Here is a 14,865-nt window from a genome sequence, read left to right as displayed (position 1 = left end):
ATTTGGCAAGTACAATTTATGGAAATTTGGATAATAAAGAATATGAAGATTATTATTTAATAGGAACCGACGATAAAGGAAATCAGGGGCTTTATAGAATGACAAATTATGGTGACACAGAGACTGTGTTTGAAGAAAGCAGAAATAATACAAAATACAAAGGAATTTCGCCAGATGCTAAAACGGTGACATTAGAATTATATGTAAATAAAGAAGAAAAAAACAGCACAACATATAAAAAATATGAAACTGGAATAGAGGATACTTACGGAGAAGGCGAAGGACGTGTTTATGAAAGTGATGAAGATCCTCTGGATTTATATAGCTCAGTGGAAGGAAAAATAGAAATTAAAATCAGATGACAAAAGAATAATTTAATCGAAGAGAGGGATGAGATACCGCAATTGGATATTTTTACTGTAGAGATAAAAAAATAACAATAAAATGTTTGGTGGTACATTTAAGATTCGTATAAATAAAAATGGTAAAATTATATTTCCATAAGTAATAAGAGAAGTTGATTAAATCTTTGAAAATCGAAAATACAAAATATAGTAAAAGTGCGATTGACGCCAACAATATCTTGTGTTAATATGATTGTGAGATTTGTATTTGTATCTGTAAACACAGATAAGAAACGCTGGTTCCGGGTCTGACCGGGAGTAAAACATTAAGGAGCCAAAAGCCTCCTGCCTTTGTAATAAATAAGGTCATTTAGAATGAAAATTTCTAAATGGCCTTTTTTTGTTGCAAAAATATGGCAGACAACAAGTACAGATCAGCAAATACGGAAAGGAGGATCATAAAAAACACAAGGAAACTCAAAATGCAAGGAGGGCGTTATGAAACGAAAAAAGATGGAAAAGGAGGTTGTGCACCTTCTTGAATGGATTATCGAATATCCAGGAGTATGGCAGATTGTATGTAATCCAGATGGAAAAGAAACTTCACCTGAATCTTTTAAGATGGCATATGATATGCTGGTCAAAAAATCTCTGTTTTATCTGATACCGGTATTGTTTGCAACACATCCGGGAGAAGAATCACTGGAGATGGCGAAAAATTTATGTACGGCTGACTCTGCTGCCCGCGAGATTCGAAAAAATGGTATGGGAGCATTAGTCAAATGTATGCGGGAGCATCTGGAATGAAACTGGAAAACCTTATAAAGCTATGGGAGGACAACTATGAATAAATCAATCATGATGGGACGAGTAGTAAAAGATCCTGATTTACGCTACACACAGACAGAGAATGGTGAACTTGCAATCGCAAACTTTCGCTTGGCGGTAGACCGGAAATTTGTACGAAGAGGAGATCCGGAAGCAGATTTCTTCAGCTGTACGGCTTTTGGCAGAAAAGCAGAGTTCGCGGAAAAATATCTGTTTAAGGGTATCAAGATTCTGGTAGAAGGTCGTATGCAGAATGACAACTACAAGAATCGGGCTGGTGAAAATGTCTATGGCATGCGGCTTATGATAGAAGAGATTTCTTTTGCAGAAAGTAAGAAAGCTTTAGAATCTGGAAATGACGAGCGGGAAGAACCGGAAAGAGAAACGAGGGCATCTTCTAATCGAAACCGTCCTGACCGTGCAGAAAACCAGCGTTCAGCTTCCAGAAGCACCAGAAGTGGAAGAGAAGCAGAAGTGGAGGACCGCGACTATGACAGAGAACGTGAAGGTGGAAGATACAGAAGCAATACCAGGACAGATACATCGGATGACAGACGGAGATCAAATTCTGGCGGGACAAGATCCAGAGGAACTTCGGCAAGAAGCCGGGAGCGTAGTCAGGATATTGATGACCGGTACATGGAAACAGATGATGAAAAACTGGATTTTGACTGAGCAAATCATAGGAGGATATGCTTATGATGGAGAAAATGAACAAATGGTTGTCTGCACATAAACAGCTGTGCGTGATAACTGGAATTTTTGGTCTGTTAGTATCACCATTTTTATGGCCGGTATTTCTGGCAGTGATCATACAGTCCCTTTCACTGGTCATTCCGGTTGCAGCAGGACTGTTTTTCTATGAAAAATTTATTATGAAAAAGGACAAGGAGGAAACGAATGAGAATGATGATGACAACAAACAGCAAAAGAACCATGCAGATGCCCGTAAAGTACATGCAGATGCTGAAAAGACCGAGGATTTACCGAAAAATCATGAGAAGGGATCGGAAACGGTAAATTTCGATAATCAGGAGAAGCAGGCAAGATGCAGGGCACAGGCTGCCATATGGTACGAAAATGAAGGCTTTGAGCGGATCCAGGCGATTCGGAAAACTCTGGAATCTGAAAATCGAAACCGTTTTTCAGTAAACAGGGAAGGAATCTGCAGTATTTCCATTGGAAAAAGGAAATATCGAAGGATTGGAATTTTAAAAGGTTATCCTTTTGGACAGACAGAGGTGATCCGGGAAAAACTAAAGAAGGATGGTTTCATCACCAGTATGGGATGCAATAATTATCTCTGGATCTCATGGTAGAGAGGAGCTGGAATATGAGCATTTGCTGTAAAGCCATCCGGCAGATCTATTATAATGCAGGAAGTGGATATACGGTAGCTTCCTACATGACCAATGAAGATTTACCGGAGGAAGTAAAAAAACAAAAGAATGGAAATTATGGAATATTTCAGGCATTTGGAACCGAACTTCCGACAAACGAAGGCCTGGATGTGGAACTGACGGGAGACTGGAAACCCACAAAATATGGAATGCAGTATAGTGTGAGCAATTTTTCAGTAACCATGCCAACCACAAAAGAAGGTATTCGGACTTATTTGTCGTCATCCCTGATCAAAGGGATTGGACCGGCAATGGCAGCCCGCATCGTAGAAATGTTTGGGGAAGACACACTGAATGTTTTTAATGACAGCCCGGAGAAACTTCTTCAGGTAAAAGGAATTACGCAGAAACGCTTAGATGATATTCTGGAAGGATATCAAAAAAGCAGTTCCATCCGGGAACTGATGATGTATTTGTCCCCTTTTGGGGTGACTCCTGCAAAAGTTTCAAAAATACAGGAGAAATTTGGCCCTGCTGCATTTATGATCGTGAAGGAGGAGCCTTTCCGGCTCTGTGAGGTTCATGGATTTGGATTTCTGACTGTTGACCAGATTGCAGTAAAGGCAAAACATTTCCGTGCAGATGATCCCCTTCGTATTAAGGCTGCTATTTTGCATATTATGTCAGAAGCAGAAGGCGAAGGACATTTGTATTTAAAAAGAGAGGACATTATAGAACGTGTCGAAAAACTTTTAAATCACAACAAAGATGTTTCACCGGTCTCTGAACGGGCAATCCGGGATACAGGCAATGATATGATTCATACAGATGGAAGCCTGGTCTGCCATGATGGAGGGTTTTATACACGCAAAAGCTTCCAGGCCGAACTGGGAGCTGCTGCCGCATTAGTCAGACTCCATATGCAGACGGGAATGGTTGTAAATGTTGACCGTATTTTAAGAAAGATCCAGAAAGAACAGGATATTATTTTGAATGCGAAACAGCAGGTGGCAGTAAAAAATGTCTTTGAAAACCCGGTATCCATCATTACAGGAGGACCCGGCAGAGGAAAGACTACGGTGATCCGTTTCATCATTGCTGTACAGGAAGCATTGGATAAAAATGCGGTGATCCTTTTATGTGCACCTACAGGCATCGCCAGAAGGCGAATGCGGGAATGTACAGAGTATCCAGCACTGACGATCCATAAATCCATAGGGCTTACCGGAGAAGCTGGAGAGGAAGAATGGAAGAACGAGCAGCCAATTCCAGATGACCTGATCATAGCAGATGAGTTCAGCATGGTCGATATGTATCTGGCGGATAAACTGTTTTCCAGTATTAAATCCGGTGCCAGACTGGTTCTGGTGGGAGATAAAGATCAGATCGAATCCGTAGGGCCTGGAAAAGTATTTCAGGAGATCATTGATTCCGGCGTATTTCCGGTAACTGTCTTAGATGAATGTTTCCGACAGGAAGGGAATTCCACCATCAGCCAGAATGCCATTAAGATCAATAAGAATCAGCTGGATCTGGTGTTTGATGATACCTTTCAGTTTATTCCGGCTTCCACACCGGAGAAGGCTTCGCAAAAGATACAGAAGATCTATCGGAAAGAAGTACTGCAGAGAAACGGTTCTCTGGAAGAAGTGCAGGTGATGTCACCGCTTCGAAAAGATACGGAAGCAGGTACGGATGCATTGAATCTGGTATTGCGTGACATTGCGAATCCAAAGCGTTTCGGTTATCCGGAAATCACAAATGGCAGGAATACTTACCGGGAAGGTGACCGGGTCATGCAGACAAAAAACAACGATGAAGTAGCAAATGGCGACATTGGAGAAGTCATAGGGATTTTTCGGAAAGATCAAAAAATGGTCATGCGTGTAGATTTTGGGGATGGCCGGGTCATGGAATATCAGGAGGAAGATTATTGGCCGCTGACACTAGCATATGCGATTACGGTACATAAGGCTCAGGGCAGTGAATATCCGATGGCAATCCTTCCAATGCTTCCATGTTTCCGGTGGATGCTTCGCAGAAACATTTTCTATACGGCAGTAACAAGAGCCAGAGAAAGGTTTATAATTGTGGGAAGCAAACGTGCAATCGCACAGGCTATCCGGACGGATTACATCAGCCGGCGAAACACCATGTTTGGGTACCGTATCCGAAAAATATATGAAGCAATCCTGGAACAGGAAAAGAGCGCATAAAGAATGAATGACAGGCAGACGTTGGAAAAATCCAATGCTCTGCCTGTTTCTTTCCTTCGTATGCAGAAAATCACATAATGAAAGAGGAGGGAACAAAATGCCAGATCTTTGTTTTTATGCACCATGGATTATGAAAGAACCCATTCCGGACCCATTTCGGATGATGTTGGAAAAAGCAGGGAAAAAACGGATCAGCTATGATGAAGCGGATTGTTCCATGCGAAATATCAGGAAGCAGGGAAAAGTCTCCCGCCTTCATGGGCCTACGTTACATGCACTTCTGACACTGATTCAGATCCGGAAAGAAAAAGACTCTGGTGCTGCCGGTATACAAAGGGGCAGGGATACCATAAATTATTTCTGCATGGAATATCCTGGAAATCAGGGAAAGTATGTAATGACTTATAATTCGAAAAACGGACGTTTCAGTGGGATTTTAAAGACAGAAGAAAGAAACGAGAAGCTTCCGGGAATCCGGGAGGGCAAAAACACAGGCGAGCAGTACCTGGCCCTTTTAGCTTATGCCAATCTGGTCCCGGATAATCCTTTATTTAACGAAGAGTTCCAAAAAAATTTCTACATACTTGAAGAACAGGAAAAAAAGGAATGGGAAGACACGGAAGCTGCACTGAGGGCGGCATTTATCTGCTGCGATGCCATGTACTGCGAAGTAATAGCAAATCCGCAGCAGGCGGTCCCGCTGGAAAAGAGCCAGTTCCGTGCAGAGGAACTGGAGGATGTGCTTCCGGAATATAAAATTGCGGCCGGGGTATATGCACCAAACGATGAAATCTATGGACAGTTTCATGTGCTTTTGCCTGTAAATGAGAAGACAAAAAGAACACTTTTTGAATTAAAACAGATCTACTCTGGCAGATGGGATGTAAATGAAAGGACAAAAGAAAGGATCCCTTCGCTTCCGGAAGACTATCTGGTAAGTAAGGAAGCTGAAGAAATCCTGCAGATGGTGGATAAGACACCGGCAAGGCTGTTTATGATGACAGGCGATGCCGGTACTGGAAAGACAACGGATGCCAGAATGATCGCCCAGATCTTAGGGCTTCCATATTATGTGTTCACCTGTGGACCTGGAACGGATGAACTGGAACTTTTAGCGACCACCGTGCCAAATATGGGCGGAACAGCACATCTGGAAATGGAATTGCCACGTCTGGAAGACATTGAAATGGATCCGGCTTCAGCTCTTGCAACGGTAAATGGCATTTATGAAGAGGGGATCAGCCGGGAAAAAGCTTTTCAGGAGATCCTGAAAGCAGTTTATGAAAAAGGCTATGAAAAGTCGAAAAATGAAAAAGACTTCTTATTAAAAGAGTCAGAAATCGTAAAGGCATGCAGGGAACCATCTGTGATTGAAATTCAGGAGCCGGCCATGATTGAAAAACCTGGGACACTTACGAGATTAAACTCCCTGTTTGACGATGGAGCTGTAACCGATCTGGTAAATGGAGAACAGATACGGAGAAATCCGGATACCATTGTGATCATGACCACCAATCTGGATTATGTTGGCTGTCAGAACTTCAACCAGTCAGTTCTTTCCCGAATGAATCTGATTCAGCCAAAGGAAGCCCTGACAGAAGAGGAAATGGTAAAAAGGGCAATGAAAAGAACCGGGTTTAAAAACAAAGAACTTCTGTCCTTTATGGCTGCCACGGTCTGCAAGATCCATGAATATTTGATCGAACAGGACATTACGGATGGCGTATGCGGATACCGGGAATTGGAAAACTGGGTGTTAAGTTACATGGTTTCCAATGATCTCAGGAGGTCAGCATGGACAGCACTGCTCAGTAAAGCATCCATGGACAGGGAAGAACAGGGAACTATGGAACGCGTCTTTCTTCTTCCTCATTGTGCTGTGGATTAAAAACGGATGGAGGAAACGAATGAAAAAGGCTTTATACCGGAAACGGATATGTGCAGAGAAAGAAAAACTGACACCGGAAAAAGTATTTCATACGCCGCAGTATCGTGATCTTTTGACCTCGATCGGGCATGAAATCACGGGTGGAAAGTTGACTACATTACGGTTATACGATGATAAAAATTCAGGGATTGCAGGATGGAATCAGAGAGAAACAGTTGCCGTAAATCTTGGAAACCAGATTACGTCAAGTTTTCTGACACTGGAATTAAAAAGTGACAGCCTGATCGGGATTCTGGGACATGAATGCGGACATTACCGGTATACGGATTCTGCACTTAGAAAAAGGTATGCCGAGCATATGTTAAATGGCAGCTGGTATCCAAAGGAGCCAGCACCGGAAAATGCACAGGAAAAAGAGGCATTGGATGCAATGAATGTCTACTTTGAAAGAAAAGATAAAGCAATCCTTTCTATCTTTCTGCAGACAGCATCCTATCTCAGCAATCTTTTGAATGATATGTACATAGAAGAGAAGATGTGCGCCCTTTTTCCGGGAAGCATCCGCAGGGGAATCCTTATGAATCGCGACCGAAATGTGGAATGGCTTCCAACACTTAGGGAAATGCTGGAAACGGAGAAAGACAGGTTATCTATTCTTATGAACCTGTGTGCACAGTATGCCTTGTCTTCAAGGGTCAATGCCTGGGATGGTGCGGATTACGAGCTTATTGATACACTAAAACTGCTTATGCCGGTCATTGATGAAGCGGGAAAGGCAGCAGATGACATGGAGAGATATCTTGCCACCAACCATATCCTTCTGATGATCTGGAAATATTTTGCGGAAATCATAGATGAAATAGAGAAGAACAGTACAGAAAATGAAGAGCAAAAGCCAGAACAGGAAGAGCGTGAAGGGCAAAAGGAAAACCCGAATGAATCCGAAGAAGAACCGGAGGAAGAAAAGCAGGGTAACACAGGGGCACAGACTGAGCAAAATGAAGATAAGATCAGAAAAGAGGATACGGAACAGGGGTCGGAAACAGAAGACAAAACAGAAAGAAACGGAAAGGATCAGGAAACGGAAGGCCATGAATACGGGCGTACTGCAGAACTTCAGAAGTTCCTGCAGCAGCTGTGTGAAAATCTTCCGAAATGTGTCAGGGAGTCTGGTGGCTTCGAAGACAAACAGAATGAATGTGGCATCCCTGCCTCAGAAACGGAAGCATCCAGTGATAATGCCTTGCAAAAAATCCTTTATGAAATGGCGAAAGAGACGCTTGACGAGAAGATACAGAAAGAAATTTTCGAACATCTTCAAAAGGAATTGATGGAGATACCGTTTGAAGAAGGCCATGACCTGGTACAGAAAAAACTTTGCCGTAAGACCGAGATATCAGATTTTTTAAAATTACAGACAGAAAAGTATGAGGGGCAGCTTAAACAGGTAAAAAAGAGACTTCGCCTGAAACTGCTTCCTATATTGAAAAATCAGAAAGAACGCACGGAACATAAGCTTTTTCTTGGACGTCGGGTAGATCTTCGAAACATAGCTGCACCGTCTGGGGCAGTATTTAAGAAACAACAGCCAGGAAAAAAGCTGGATATCTGTGTGGCTGTGCTGGTCGATAATTCTTTTTCCATGTGTGGGGAACGGATGGATCATGCCATTCTTGCAGCACTTTGCCTGTATGATTTTTGTATGGAATCAGAAATACCGGTTTTGGTGTGCGGACATCATACAGATGGATACCGGCATGAGAACCTGAAAGACGAAACGGTGTATCTGCATTGCTGCGCAGATTTTGAAACGGATGAAAAGGATCGGTTCCGGATCGCTGGTATGCAGCCTTATGGAAGCAACCGGGATGGAACTGCATTGTGGTATGCTGGCAGCCGGCTTTTAGAACGACCGGAAAAGCAGAAACTGCTGTTTGTGATCAGTGATGGTGCACCTAATGCAAACCAGTATGGAGGCACAGGGGCAAAAAGGGACCTTCAGAAGATTCGGAAAAAGCTGTTGCAGCAGGAAGTATTCTTTCAGGCGGCTGCAATCGGAAGCGACAAGGAAGCAATTCAGGAAATTTATGAGGAATCTTTTCTGGATATTACGGATCTTGAACAGCTTCCGGCTCTTCTGACAAAGAAATTGCTGCGTTTTATCAGGAGGTAAGGATGAACAGGAAAAACAGGAAAGAAAAAGAACAGAATACGGATGTATCAAAACAGATCTGTGTTCATAAGACACAGAATACGTTACTGGAATTTAATAGCTTTTTGCGGATGGCAGAGCCAAAGGATTTCTGGCATTTTCACGAAGACTTTGCCAGCGATTATTCCAGGATCCGCGCTGTCATGGTTGACTACAGCAAAGAAGACAGCATCAGCGTTTATGCAAATCTGAGCCCGGAAATCATAAAATACCTGTACTCCCGTATATGGAATAATGTACAGGAATTTAAATTCTTCCAGCAAAAGATCTTTTGCGAGGATAAAAATTCCAACACGGGAAGAGTTACAGTATTTTCCATACAGAGGAAGGTTCGCAACAACAAAGGAGAAGTTTTAAATTATCCGTGGGTTGTCAGGATACAGAATGGCACCGGTGTAGCGATGCATAATGCCAATGGCGGGCAGTATTGTAAAAAAGACAGCTACCGGAAAGAAAAAGAGGTTACCATACAGCTGAAAGATGAGGAAATCTTCACACTGTTTGCAAGAACTTCTGCTGTGATCCGGGCATTTGAACAGGATTGCATGACACGCCGCAGACAGGCTGGAAATTTCCGGAACTTGTACAGAATGATAGAAAAACTCATTGTGGGAACTGAGGAGGAAAAAGATAATGCTGCGTAAAAGAATAAAGAAGAACACATTGAAATGGAAAAAAATCTATGCGGAACAGCTTCTTGATATGATGGACGAGGAAGAAAATGCTTTACAGAAGATTTATCTGACAGGGTATGTACTTGAACTGAAAAAGAACCGGTATTTTGCCGGATGGTACAAAGACCGGATCGTTTGCCGTTCCCTGGAGTATGCACGTTATTTTCCGAGTGCTGAGGCAGCGGAAGAGTATGTACATAAGTATCTGGGATTTGCAGGCATGTCCTGTTATGTCTGCCATGTAAACTGGACGCTGGCTTCCTGCGGGAGTGAAAATATGGAAGATAACGAAGAGAACTTGTTAGAGGAAAATGGTAAGATCCTTTCGTTTACAAATTATGCAGATGTAAAGCAATACCAGAAACAGCGAGGCATGGAACATTCTACAATGGCGATCACTTATTCAAGCCGGAAAAAGAAGATTATCCTGGCAGCATAAGAACAATTTTGGGGGACTGGCGAACAGTCCCCTTTTTATATGGGAAAACAGGAGGAAATTGGATGGAATGGAAGATTTATGAAGAATGGCTTGATATTACTCTATACCGGCAGATGACGAACCTGATCTATAAGCTGTCATCTAATGAGGAAAAATATAAAATTTATATGCAATTAAAAGAAAATGATATGTTTCTGGAAAAGCCGAAAGTAGACATGGAAACCGCTTATGGACTGCACTATCCGGGAGAAGTCCTGGAGCGCATCGGAGAACATCTGACCTTGACAAAGCAGACATACCGTGCCCTCGGACTTGCCCTGGCAAGGATGATGCCTTTGCAGGAGACCTGTATGTTCAATGGAACTCAAAAGGATCTGTTTTGGAAAAAGATGAAACAGATTCTTGGAGAGAAAGACCTGTTTTTGATCAGTATCAATTATATCTGTGAGGAAAAGGAAAAGAATTGGTGGAAACAGGCCATGCATGCGTATCCATTTGAGCGAGCAGAAGAAATGCTGTTTGCCATGTCCATCCTTCCGGATGATGAAACACTGTGGGAAGGCATAAAACAGAGGCTTGCTGACAGCTTTTCAAAGAACCGGAAGATATCCGTATTTACTGAATGGAATCTTTTCGTGTGGATGGTAGGCAAAGTAATGACAAAGCTTAAAGGGTATCGTAAAAAGGATCTGGATATCCTGAAACTGCTGGTAAAGTTAACAGGCACAAATGCTAAAAATGCGGATGCCGTTTTGGAAAAACGTATGCGTATGTTTGGATATTCCGACAAAGAGACCGCTTTTTTAAATTTTGTACTGATGTATTTTGTAGAGAGACCCGATCGGATAAGCCTTTCCGGGTTGACAGCAGAAAAAATTGGTCTGAATGTATTAGAGGCATTTTTGCCCGGAAAAGAGACATATCCAGAAGAAGCTTATGTACTTTGTTCACGGATTTTAAGAACATATGGGAAACTTTCTGTCCGTATCGACGGTAAAGAACGGCTGGAAAAATGCATGAATGAAACGTTCAGGGTGGAAAATGTAAAAACGTTTCTTACGTTGTTTCCATTTAGAAGTAATGAACCGGAAGAGTGGCACTACATTGATCTGACAGAAGAAAAATGGGATCCTCTGGTAAAAGAACTCTCTTCGGAAGAATTTGAAGCGTGTGTTACAGATACTCTGAAAGGCAAAACATACAGTACGAAAAGTTTGTTGAAGTATCTGGAACGTTATGAAAACCTTACAGGAAAAAGATACCAGGATGTTTTCTGGAAAAAGAGTGAGCCGGAACTACATGTGGTTTTCAACCGGCTGATCCTGCATGGGATTTTGGATGGAAAAAAGTATCTGGAAGAGTTTGTAAAGGATTATAAAAATGAAGATCCAGATTTGGAAAAGAAATGGGAATTTATGGCAGGATATTTAAAAAGTGAAATAAAGGGTCTTTGTAATGAGCATTCCTATCCTATGCTGAAATTTCTGATCAATGAGATTGGAATGGATGGATGTGAATTCTTAAGCCCCTGGAGGATTTTAAAGGAAACTTTCTCCTTGGGATACTATGCTATCCAACATAGAGAGTGCGAATTTTTTTCGCCAGTTCTGGGAAAAGAGGAACACCGGGAACTGTTTTCAATGGTAGAAAAGAAGTTCTTTTATGAATATCCGGATATTTATCCAGAATACCTGACGGCCTTACTTTTAAAGGAAAGTACAGCACTTTGGATGGAACAGTCAGAAGCATATGAGCTTTCCAAATTGCTTCTCCCATTTATAAGCGATTCTTATCGAAGGGAAACCCTGTATCAGAAATATATGACAGAAGAGGATCGGAAAAGATATCAGGAACGGAAAGAATGGCTGAAGGAACAGAAAAAACGGATGGAACGCTGGAAAACTGAAAAAAACATCAAACAGCAGTTTAACCAGATGTTACGGGAAAACAGGAAAACGGATAAGGAGCTTCAGTCTATTTATGAGTTTTACAAGAACGGGCGGTATTCATATGGCTATAAGAAACTCTACTGTAAGATCGTTTCCTCGTATTTAAAAGATGATTTCGCAGGAACAGCGAAAAAGCCTATGGCAAAAAAGGAAGCTCTGTATCTTCTTAAGCTGGCAGAAAATATGTACCAGGACGAATGCATGGAGTTAACGGAGATTAACGGATTAATAGAAAGGGCAGAGGTAGCATGATGATTGAAAGAATATTAAAGCACATGAATATTTACAGGGAAATGAAAAATGCAGCAATTCCCTTGAAACTGATAGGAAAGAAAGGGGAAGATTCCTGTATGAATGCGGTCAGACTGGTAAATCAGCAGGAACTTTCCAGTCTGATGGAGGGGTTAAATGAGGAGACGATTTCTTCTTTGATGGACGATCCGGAAATACTCAGCTATTTGGGGAAAATGAACAAAAAGGATTTTTCTATTTTAGAACCAGACCGCATCAGAATGGTCATAGAATGTGCAGGAAATGAAAAACTGTCCGAATTCCCCTATAAAAAGATTGAGAAGGTACTGGCAGATAAGGAAATCCCGGACCGGATCGTATATGTTTATCTGAAATATTATGCTTTTCTGGAACCGGAAGAAGAGTTAAAGAAACAGCTTGTAGCAAGTCTTGAGACCTGCATTGGTGAGTTTGATGTTGCCCGTGCGGGAATAAAGATACGCATGCTTTTGATAAATCCGGCTTTTTCAACGGAGCTTCTTTATGAACTACTCAAGGATGAGAAATCATTGACATTACTTTTGAAGCAGGATCTGATGGAACTTGTAAATTATTTATCCGAGTTTTGTAAAGAAACGGAAAGCTTAAATAAGAAACAGCTGGAAGAACTGAGCCGGCATCCAAAAGAAATTCGGAATGGACTGGAAGTGATTCTCACTCAGATTCCAAAAGAATGGCAGGCCTATTTTCTTCACTTGTGGCTTTGGAACGAATCATTATATGCAGACATTCCAAAGCTGATAAGATTTTTGACAGGTCCGGATGCAGATTTTAAAAAGATTTCAAATGGAAAGGCAGCCTATGTGAACACTCTGTATGGAAATCCGCTTCCAGATATAGATCTTTATGAGCTGACTTTGGAAAAGACAGAGCTTATCCTGTATGCCATTACGAAACGGAAGAAACATTTCCTGGAACTTTTGCGAAAGAATGGAGACTGGCTTATAAACCTTGACAGGAATTCGTTGATTCTGGATGAAGAGGTTTATAAAAGATGCCTGAATCTAAATACTTTAAACGAGCAAAATTTAAGGGATTGTGAATATATGGTAGTTCCCTGGAGAAAGAGTAAAGAATCACTGTTTTCGAAGCCTCGTGTATTTGAAGAATTGAAAATCCTGTACAATGTAAAAGCAGTCTATATAGACCTGTATGATCGTTTAGCATACTCCAAAAGTGATGATCGTCTTCGGGTAATCCGTGAGTTGATAAAAAGAGACTGCCTGACAGATGCATTAGAGGAAAATCAGATTGAGCGATTGGCAGAAGCTTTGTCAAAAAAGTCGCTTTCCAGATGGATGCAGGAGGATTTTAAAAACATTCTGGATCTTCGGCATGAAACAGCCATATGGATTCTGATATTTTTAATGGATTTTACTGAACTTTTAAAAGAGCTTACAAGGGATAATCAGGTTTACTTCCTTTTACATAATCAGAATCTTTTAAATGGCTGTTCCGGATTACCTGCATTGATGGACAAACTGCTGGCCCAGGATCCTTCCTGGAAGAATTTAAAGACAGAATTGAATATTTCGGATGCTTTTGTCGCGGAAAATAAATCCAATATCCAGAAATTCATTTATGAAGGTGGCGCTGAGATCATGACTTCCTTTCTGAACAGGCAGCCGAAAAAGAAGGAAGAAATCCGAAGAATCGTAAATGCTGAGTTATTAGGAAAATTCATGGAGCTGAAATACCATGGAGGAGATCTGGGACGGGAAATTGCTTTTCCAATAAAAAGAGATACAGAAGAAATCTGGAAAGAAAAACTGCTGCGCGTGGATTGTGGATGGGAAATCTGGGAAGAGGACAGCCTGCTTCCGGTCATGCAGATAGGAGAAGTACCGCTGCGCAGCTGTATTTCCTATCGGAATGGTCCAAATTGTGATTGTCTGTTATCCTGTTTTGATGCAAATAAAAAAATTATATTTATCAAACACAATGGTAAAATTGTATTTCGTGCAATCCTCCGTCTGACAAAGGGATCTTTTGTAGCTGCGGATGAAAGGAAGACGATTGAGTTTGTTGATGTGACTGTCAAAAGCGAACCACATGAAAATAAAGCAGAAGAACTGGTTTTGTTTTTGGAACGTTATTATCAAAGCGGACTTAGCGAACAGGAAATACGAAAAGCAGTAAATTTAACTGCTATGCTGGTAAAAGAAAAAGCAGAAAAACTTGGAGCAAGGCTTGTACTTAGCAGCAGTTATAAGAATGTTCTGGAAAATAAAAACTATGTTTTGACAAACTTTTATATGTACATTTCTGCATCAAAAAATGGAAGCCAGTATCTGGACAGCCTTGGAGGGGCCGCTGGTGTCAGTGCTTCCGGAAGCTATACCTGCAATACATTTTTGCTGGAAGCAGAAGAGAGGAGAGAAGAGAGCTTATGAATATACGAAGAGCAGGAAGAAAAGTAGTAAAAAACCTACATAAAGGGTATGGCATATATCGGATCGGTTTTGTAAATATTTATGGTGAGGAAGATGAAACAGAATTGGATGCTATGAATATCAATGATCTGGAAAGACTATGGCTGTCCCTTTGTCCGGAATTTGAGTGTAAGGGAAACAGTGTATGCTATGTGGAACGGGTAGGTTAAAAAACACCCGATACAACTCGGGGAAAAAGTGTCTTGTAAAGGTCATTCATTGATGCTAAGATAAAATAAACAAAAGCTTTTT

Annotated in this window: 11 protein-coding genes and 1 pseudogene; all 12 read left to right on the top strand. The window is 41.4% G+C overall.

Going from position 1 to position 14,865, the window contains the following annotated elements:
* Positions 1-362: pseudogene (locus tag DWX28_RS19460) on the top strand (DUF4179 domain-containing protein); the annotation flags it as partial.
* Between the two features lie 480 nt (positions 363-842).
* Entirely contained in the window at positions 843-1,151 is a 309-nt protein-coding gene (locus DWX28_RS17940) for a hypothetical protein (RefSeq protein ID WP_015525087.1), read from the top strand.
* A 36-nt stretch (positions 1,152-1,187) separates the two neighbouring features.
* Complete coding sequence (gene ssb / locus DWX28_RS17935) at positions 1,188-1,847, top strand: single-stranded DNA-binding protein (RefSeq protein WP_118254407.1); 660 nt, start codon at positions 1,188-1,190, stop codon at positions 1,845-1,847.
* A 23-nt stretch (positions 1,848-1,870) separates the two neighbouring features.
* Positions 1,871-2,491 (top strand): hypothetical protein, encoded by a 621-nt coding sequence (locus DWX28_RS17930; protein WP_118254404.1) that lies wholly within the window; start codon positions 1,871-1,873, stop codon positions 2,489-2,491.
* A gap of 14 nt (positions 2,492-2,505) precedes the next feature.
* The gene (gene recD2, locus DWX28_RS17925) at positions 2,506-4,728 is read left to right on the top strand and encodes an SF1B family DNA helicase RecD2 (protein ID WP_243002489.1); all 2,223 of its coding nucleotides are present in this window, start codon (positions 2,506-2,508) and stop codon (positions 4,726-4,728) included.
* Positions 4,729-4,825: 97 nt separating this feature from the next.
* Positions 4,826-6,616, top strand: coding sequence for a hypothetical protein (locus DWX28_RS17915; protein ID WP_243002488.1), 1,791 nt, complete (start codon positions 4,826-4,828; stop codon positions 6,614-6,616).
* A gap of 19 nt (positions 6,617-6,635) precedes the next feature.
* Complete coding sequence (locus tag DWX28_RS17910; protein ID WP_243002487.1) at positions 6,636-8,789, top strand: cobaltochelatase CobT-related protein; 2,154 nt, start codon at positions 6,636-6,638, stop codon at positions 8,787-8,789.
* Between the two features lie 2 nt (positions 8,790-8,791).
* Positions 8,792-9,472: a hypothetical protein gene (locus DWX28_RS17905; protein ID WP_118254398.1), complete on the top strand. Its 681-nt coding sequence runs from the start codon at positions 8,792-8,794 to the stop codon at positions 9,470-9,472.
* The gene (locus DWX28_RS17900; protein WP_118254396.1) at positions 9,462-9,941 is read left to right on the top strand and encodes a hypothetical protein; all 480 of its coding nucleotides are present in this window, start codon (positions 9,462-9,464) and stop codon (positions 9,939-9,941) included. Before DWX28_RS17905 ends, DWX28_RS17900 begins: the two co-directional genes overlap by 11 nt.
* 62 nt (positions 9,942-10,003) lie before the next feature.
* The gene (locus tag DWX28_RS17895; protein WP_118254393.1) at positions 10,004-12,142 is read left to right on the top strand and encodes a hypothetical protein; all 2,139 of its coding nucleotides are present in this window, start codon (positions 10,004-10,006) and stop codon (positions 12,140-12,142) included.
* Positions 12,139-14,574, top strand: a complete 2,436-nt coding sequence (locus DWX28_RS17890) for a hypothetical protein (RefSeq protein WP_243002486.1) — start codon at positions 12,139-12,141, stop codon at positions 14,572-14,574. The genes DWX28_RS17895 and DWX28_RS17890 overlap by 4 nt, the downstream gene beginning before the upstream one ends.
* Positions 14,571-14,783 (top strand): hypothetical protein, encoded by a 213-nt coding sequence (locus DWX28_RS17885; RefSeq protein ID WP_015525098.1) that lies wholly within the window; start codon positions 14,571-14,573, stop codon positions 14,781-14,783. Before DWX28_RS17890 ends, DWX28_RS17885 begins: the two co-directional genes overlap by 4 nt.
* Positions 14,784-14,865 lie beyond the last annotated feature (82 nt).

The sequence above is a fragment of the Blautia sp. AF19-10LB genome (genome assembly GCF_003461245.1).
In the GTDB taxonomy this organism is placed as follows: Bacteria; Bacillota; Clostridia; order Lachnospirales; family Lachnospiraceae; genus Blautia_A; species Blautia_A intestinihominis.
The sequence above is the reverse complement of the archived record's forward strand: the minus strand, read 5'-3'. Positions and strand labels throughout refer to the sequence as shown.

What these genes read in the sequence shown, in the direction of transcription:
- DWX28_RS17940 (WP_015525087.1), top strand. Translation starts at nt 843, where the DNA reads ATGAAACGAAAAAAGATGGAAAAGGAGGTTGTGCACCTTCTTGAATGG.
- ssb (WP_118254407.1), top strand. Translation starts at nt 1,188, where the DNA reads ATGAATAAATCAATCATGATGGGACGAGTAGTAAAAGATCCTGATTTA.
- DWX28_RS17930 (WP_118254404.1), top strand. Translation starts at nt 1,871, where the DNA reads ATGATGGAGAAAATGAACAAATGGTTGTCTGCACATAAACAGCTGTGC.
- recD2 (WP_243002489.1), top strand. Translation starts at nt 2,506, where the DNA reads ATGAGCATTTGCTGTAAAGCCATCCGGCAGATCTATTATAATGCAGGA.
- DWX28_RS17915 (WP_243002488.1), top strand. Translation starts at nt 4,826, where the DNA reads ATGCCAGATCTTTGTTTTTATGCACCATGGATTATGAAAGAACCCATT.
- DWX28_RS17910 (WP_243002487.1), top strand. Translation starts at nt 6,636, where the DNA reads ATGAAAAAGGCTTTATACCGGAAACGGATATGTGCAGAGAAAGAAAAA.
- DWX28_RS17905 (WP_118254398.1), top strand. Translation starts at nt 8,792, where the DNA reads ATGAACAGGAAAAACAGGAAAGAAAAAGAACAGAATACGGATGTATCA.
- DWX28_RS17900 (WP_118254396.1), top strand. Translation starts at nt 9,462, where the DNA reads ATGCTGCGTAAAAGAATAAAGAAGAACACATTGAAATGGAAAAAAATC.
- DWX28_RS17895 (WP_118254393.1), top strand. Translation starts at nt 10,004, where the DNA reads ATGGAATGGAAGATTTATGAAGAATGGCTTGATATTACTCTATACCGG.
- DWX28_RS17890 (WP_243002486.1), top strand. Translation starts at nt 12,139, where the DNA reads ATGATGATTGAAAGAATATTAAAGCACATGAATATTTACAGGGAAATG.
- DWX28_RS17885 (WP_015525098.1), top strand. Translation starts at nt 14,571, where the DNA reads ATGAATATACGAAGAGCAGGAAGAAAAGTAGTAAAAAACCTACATAAA.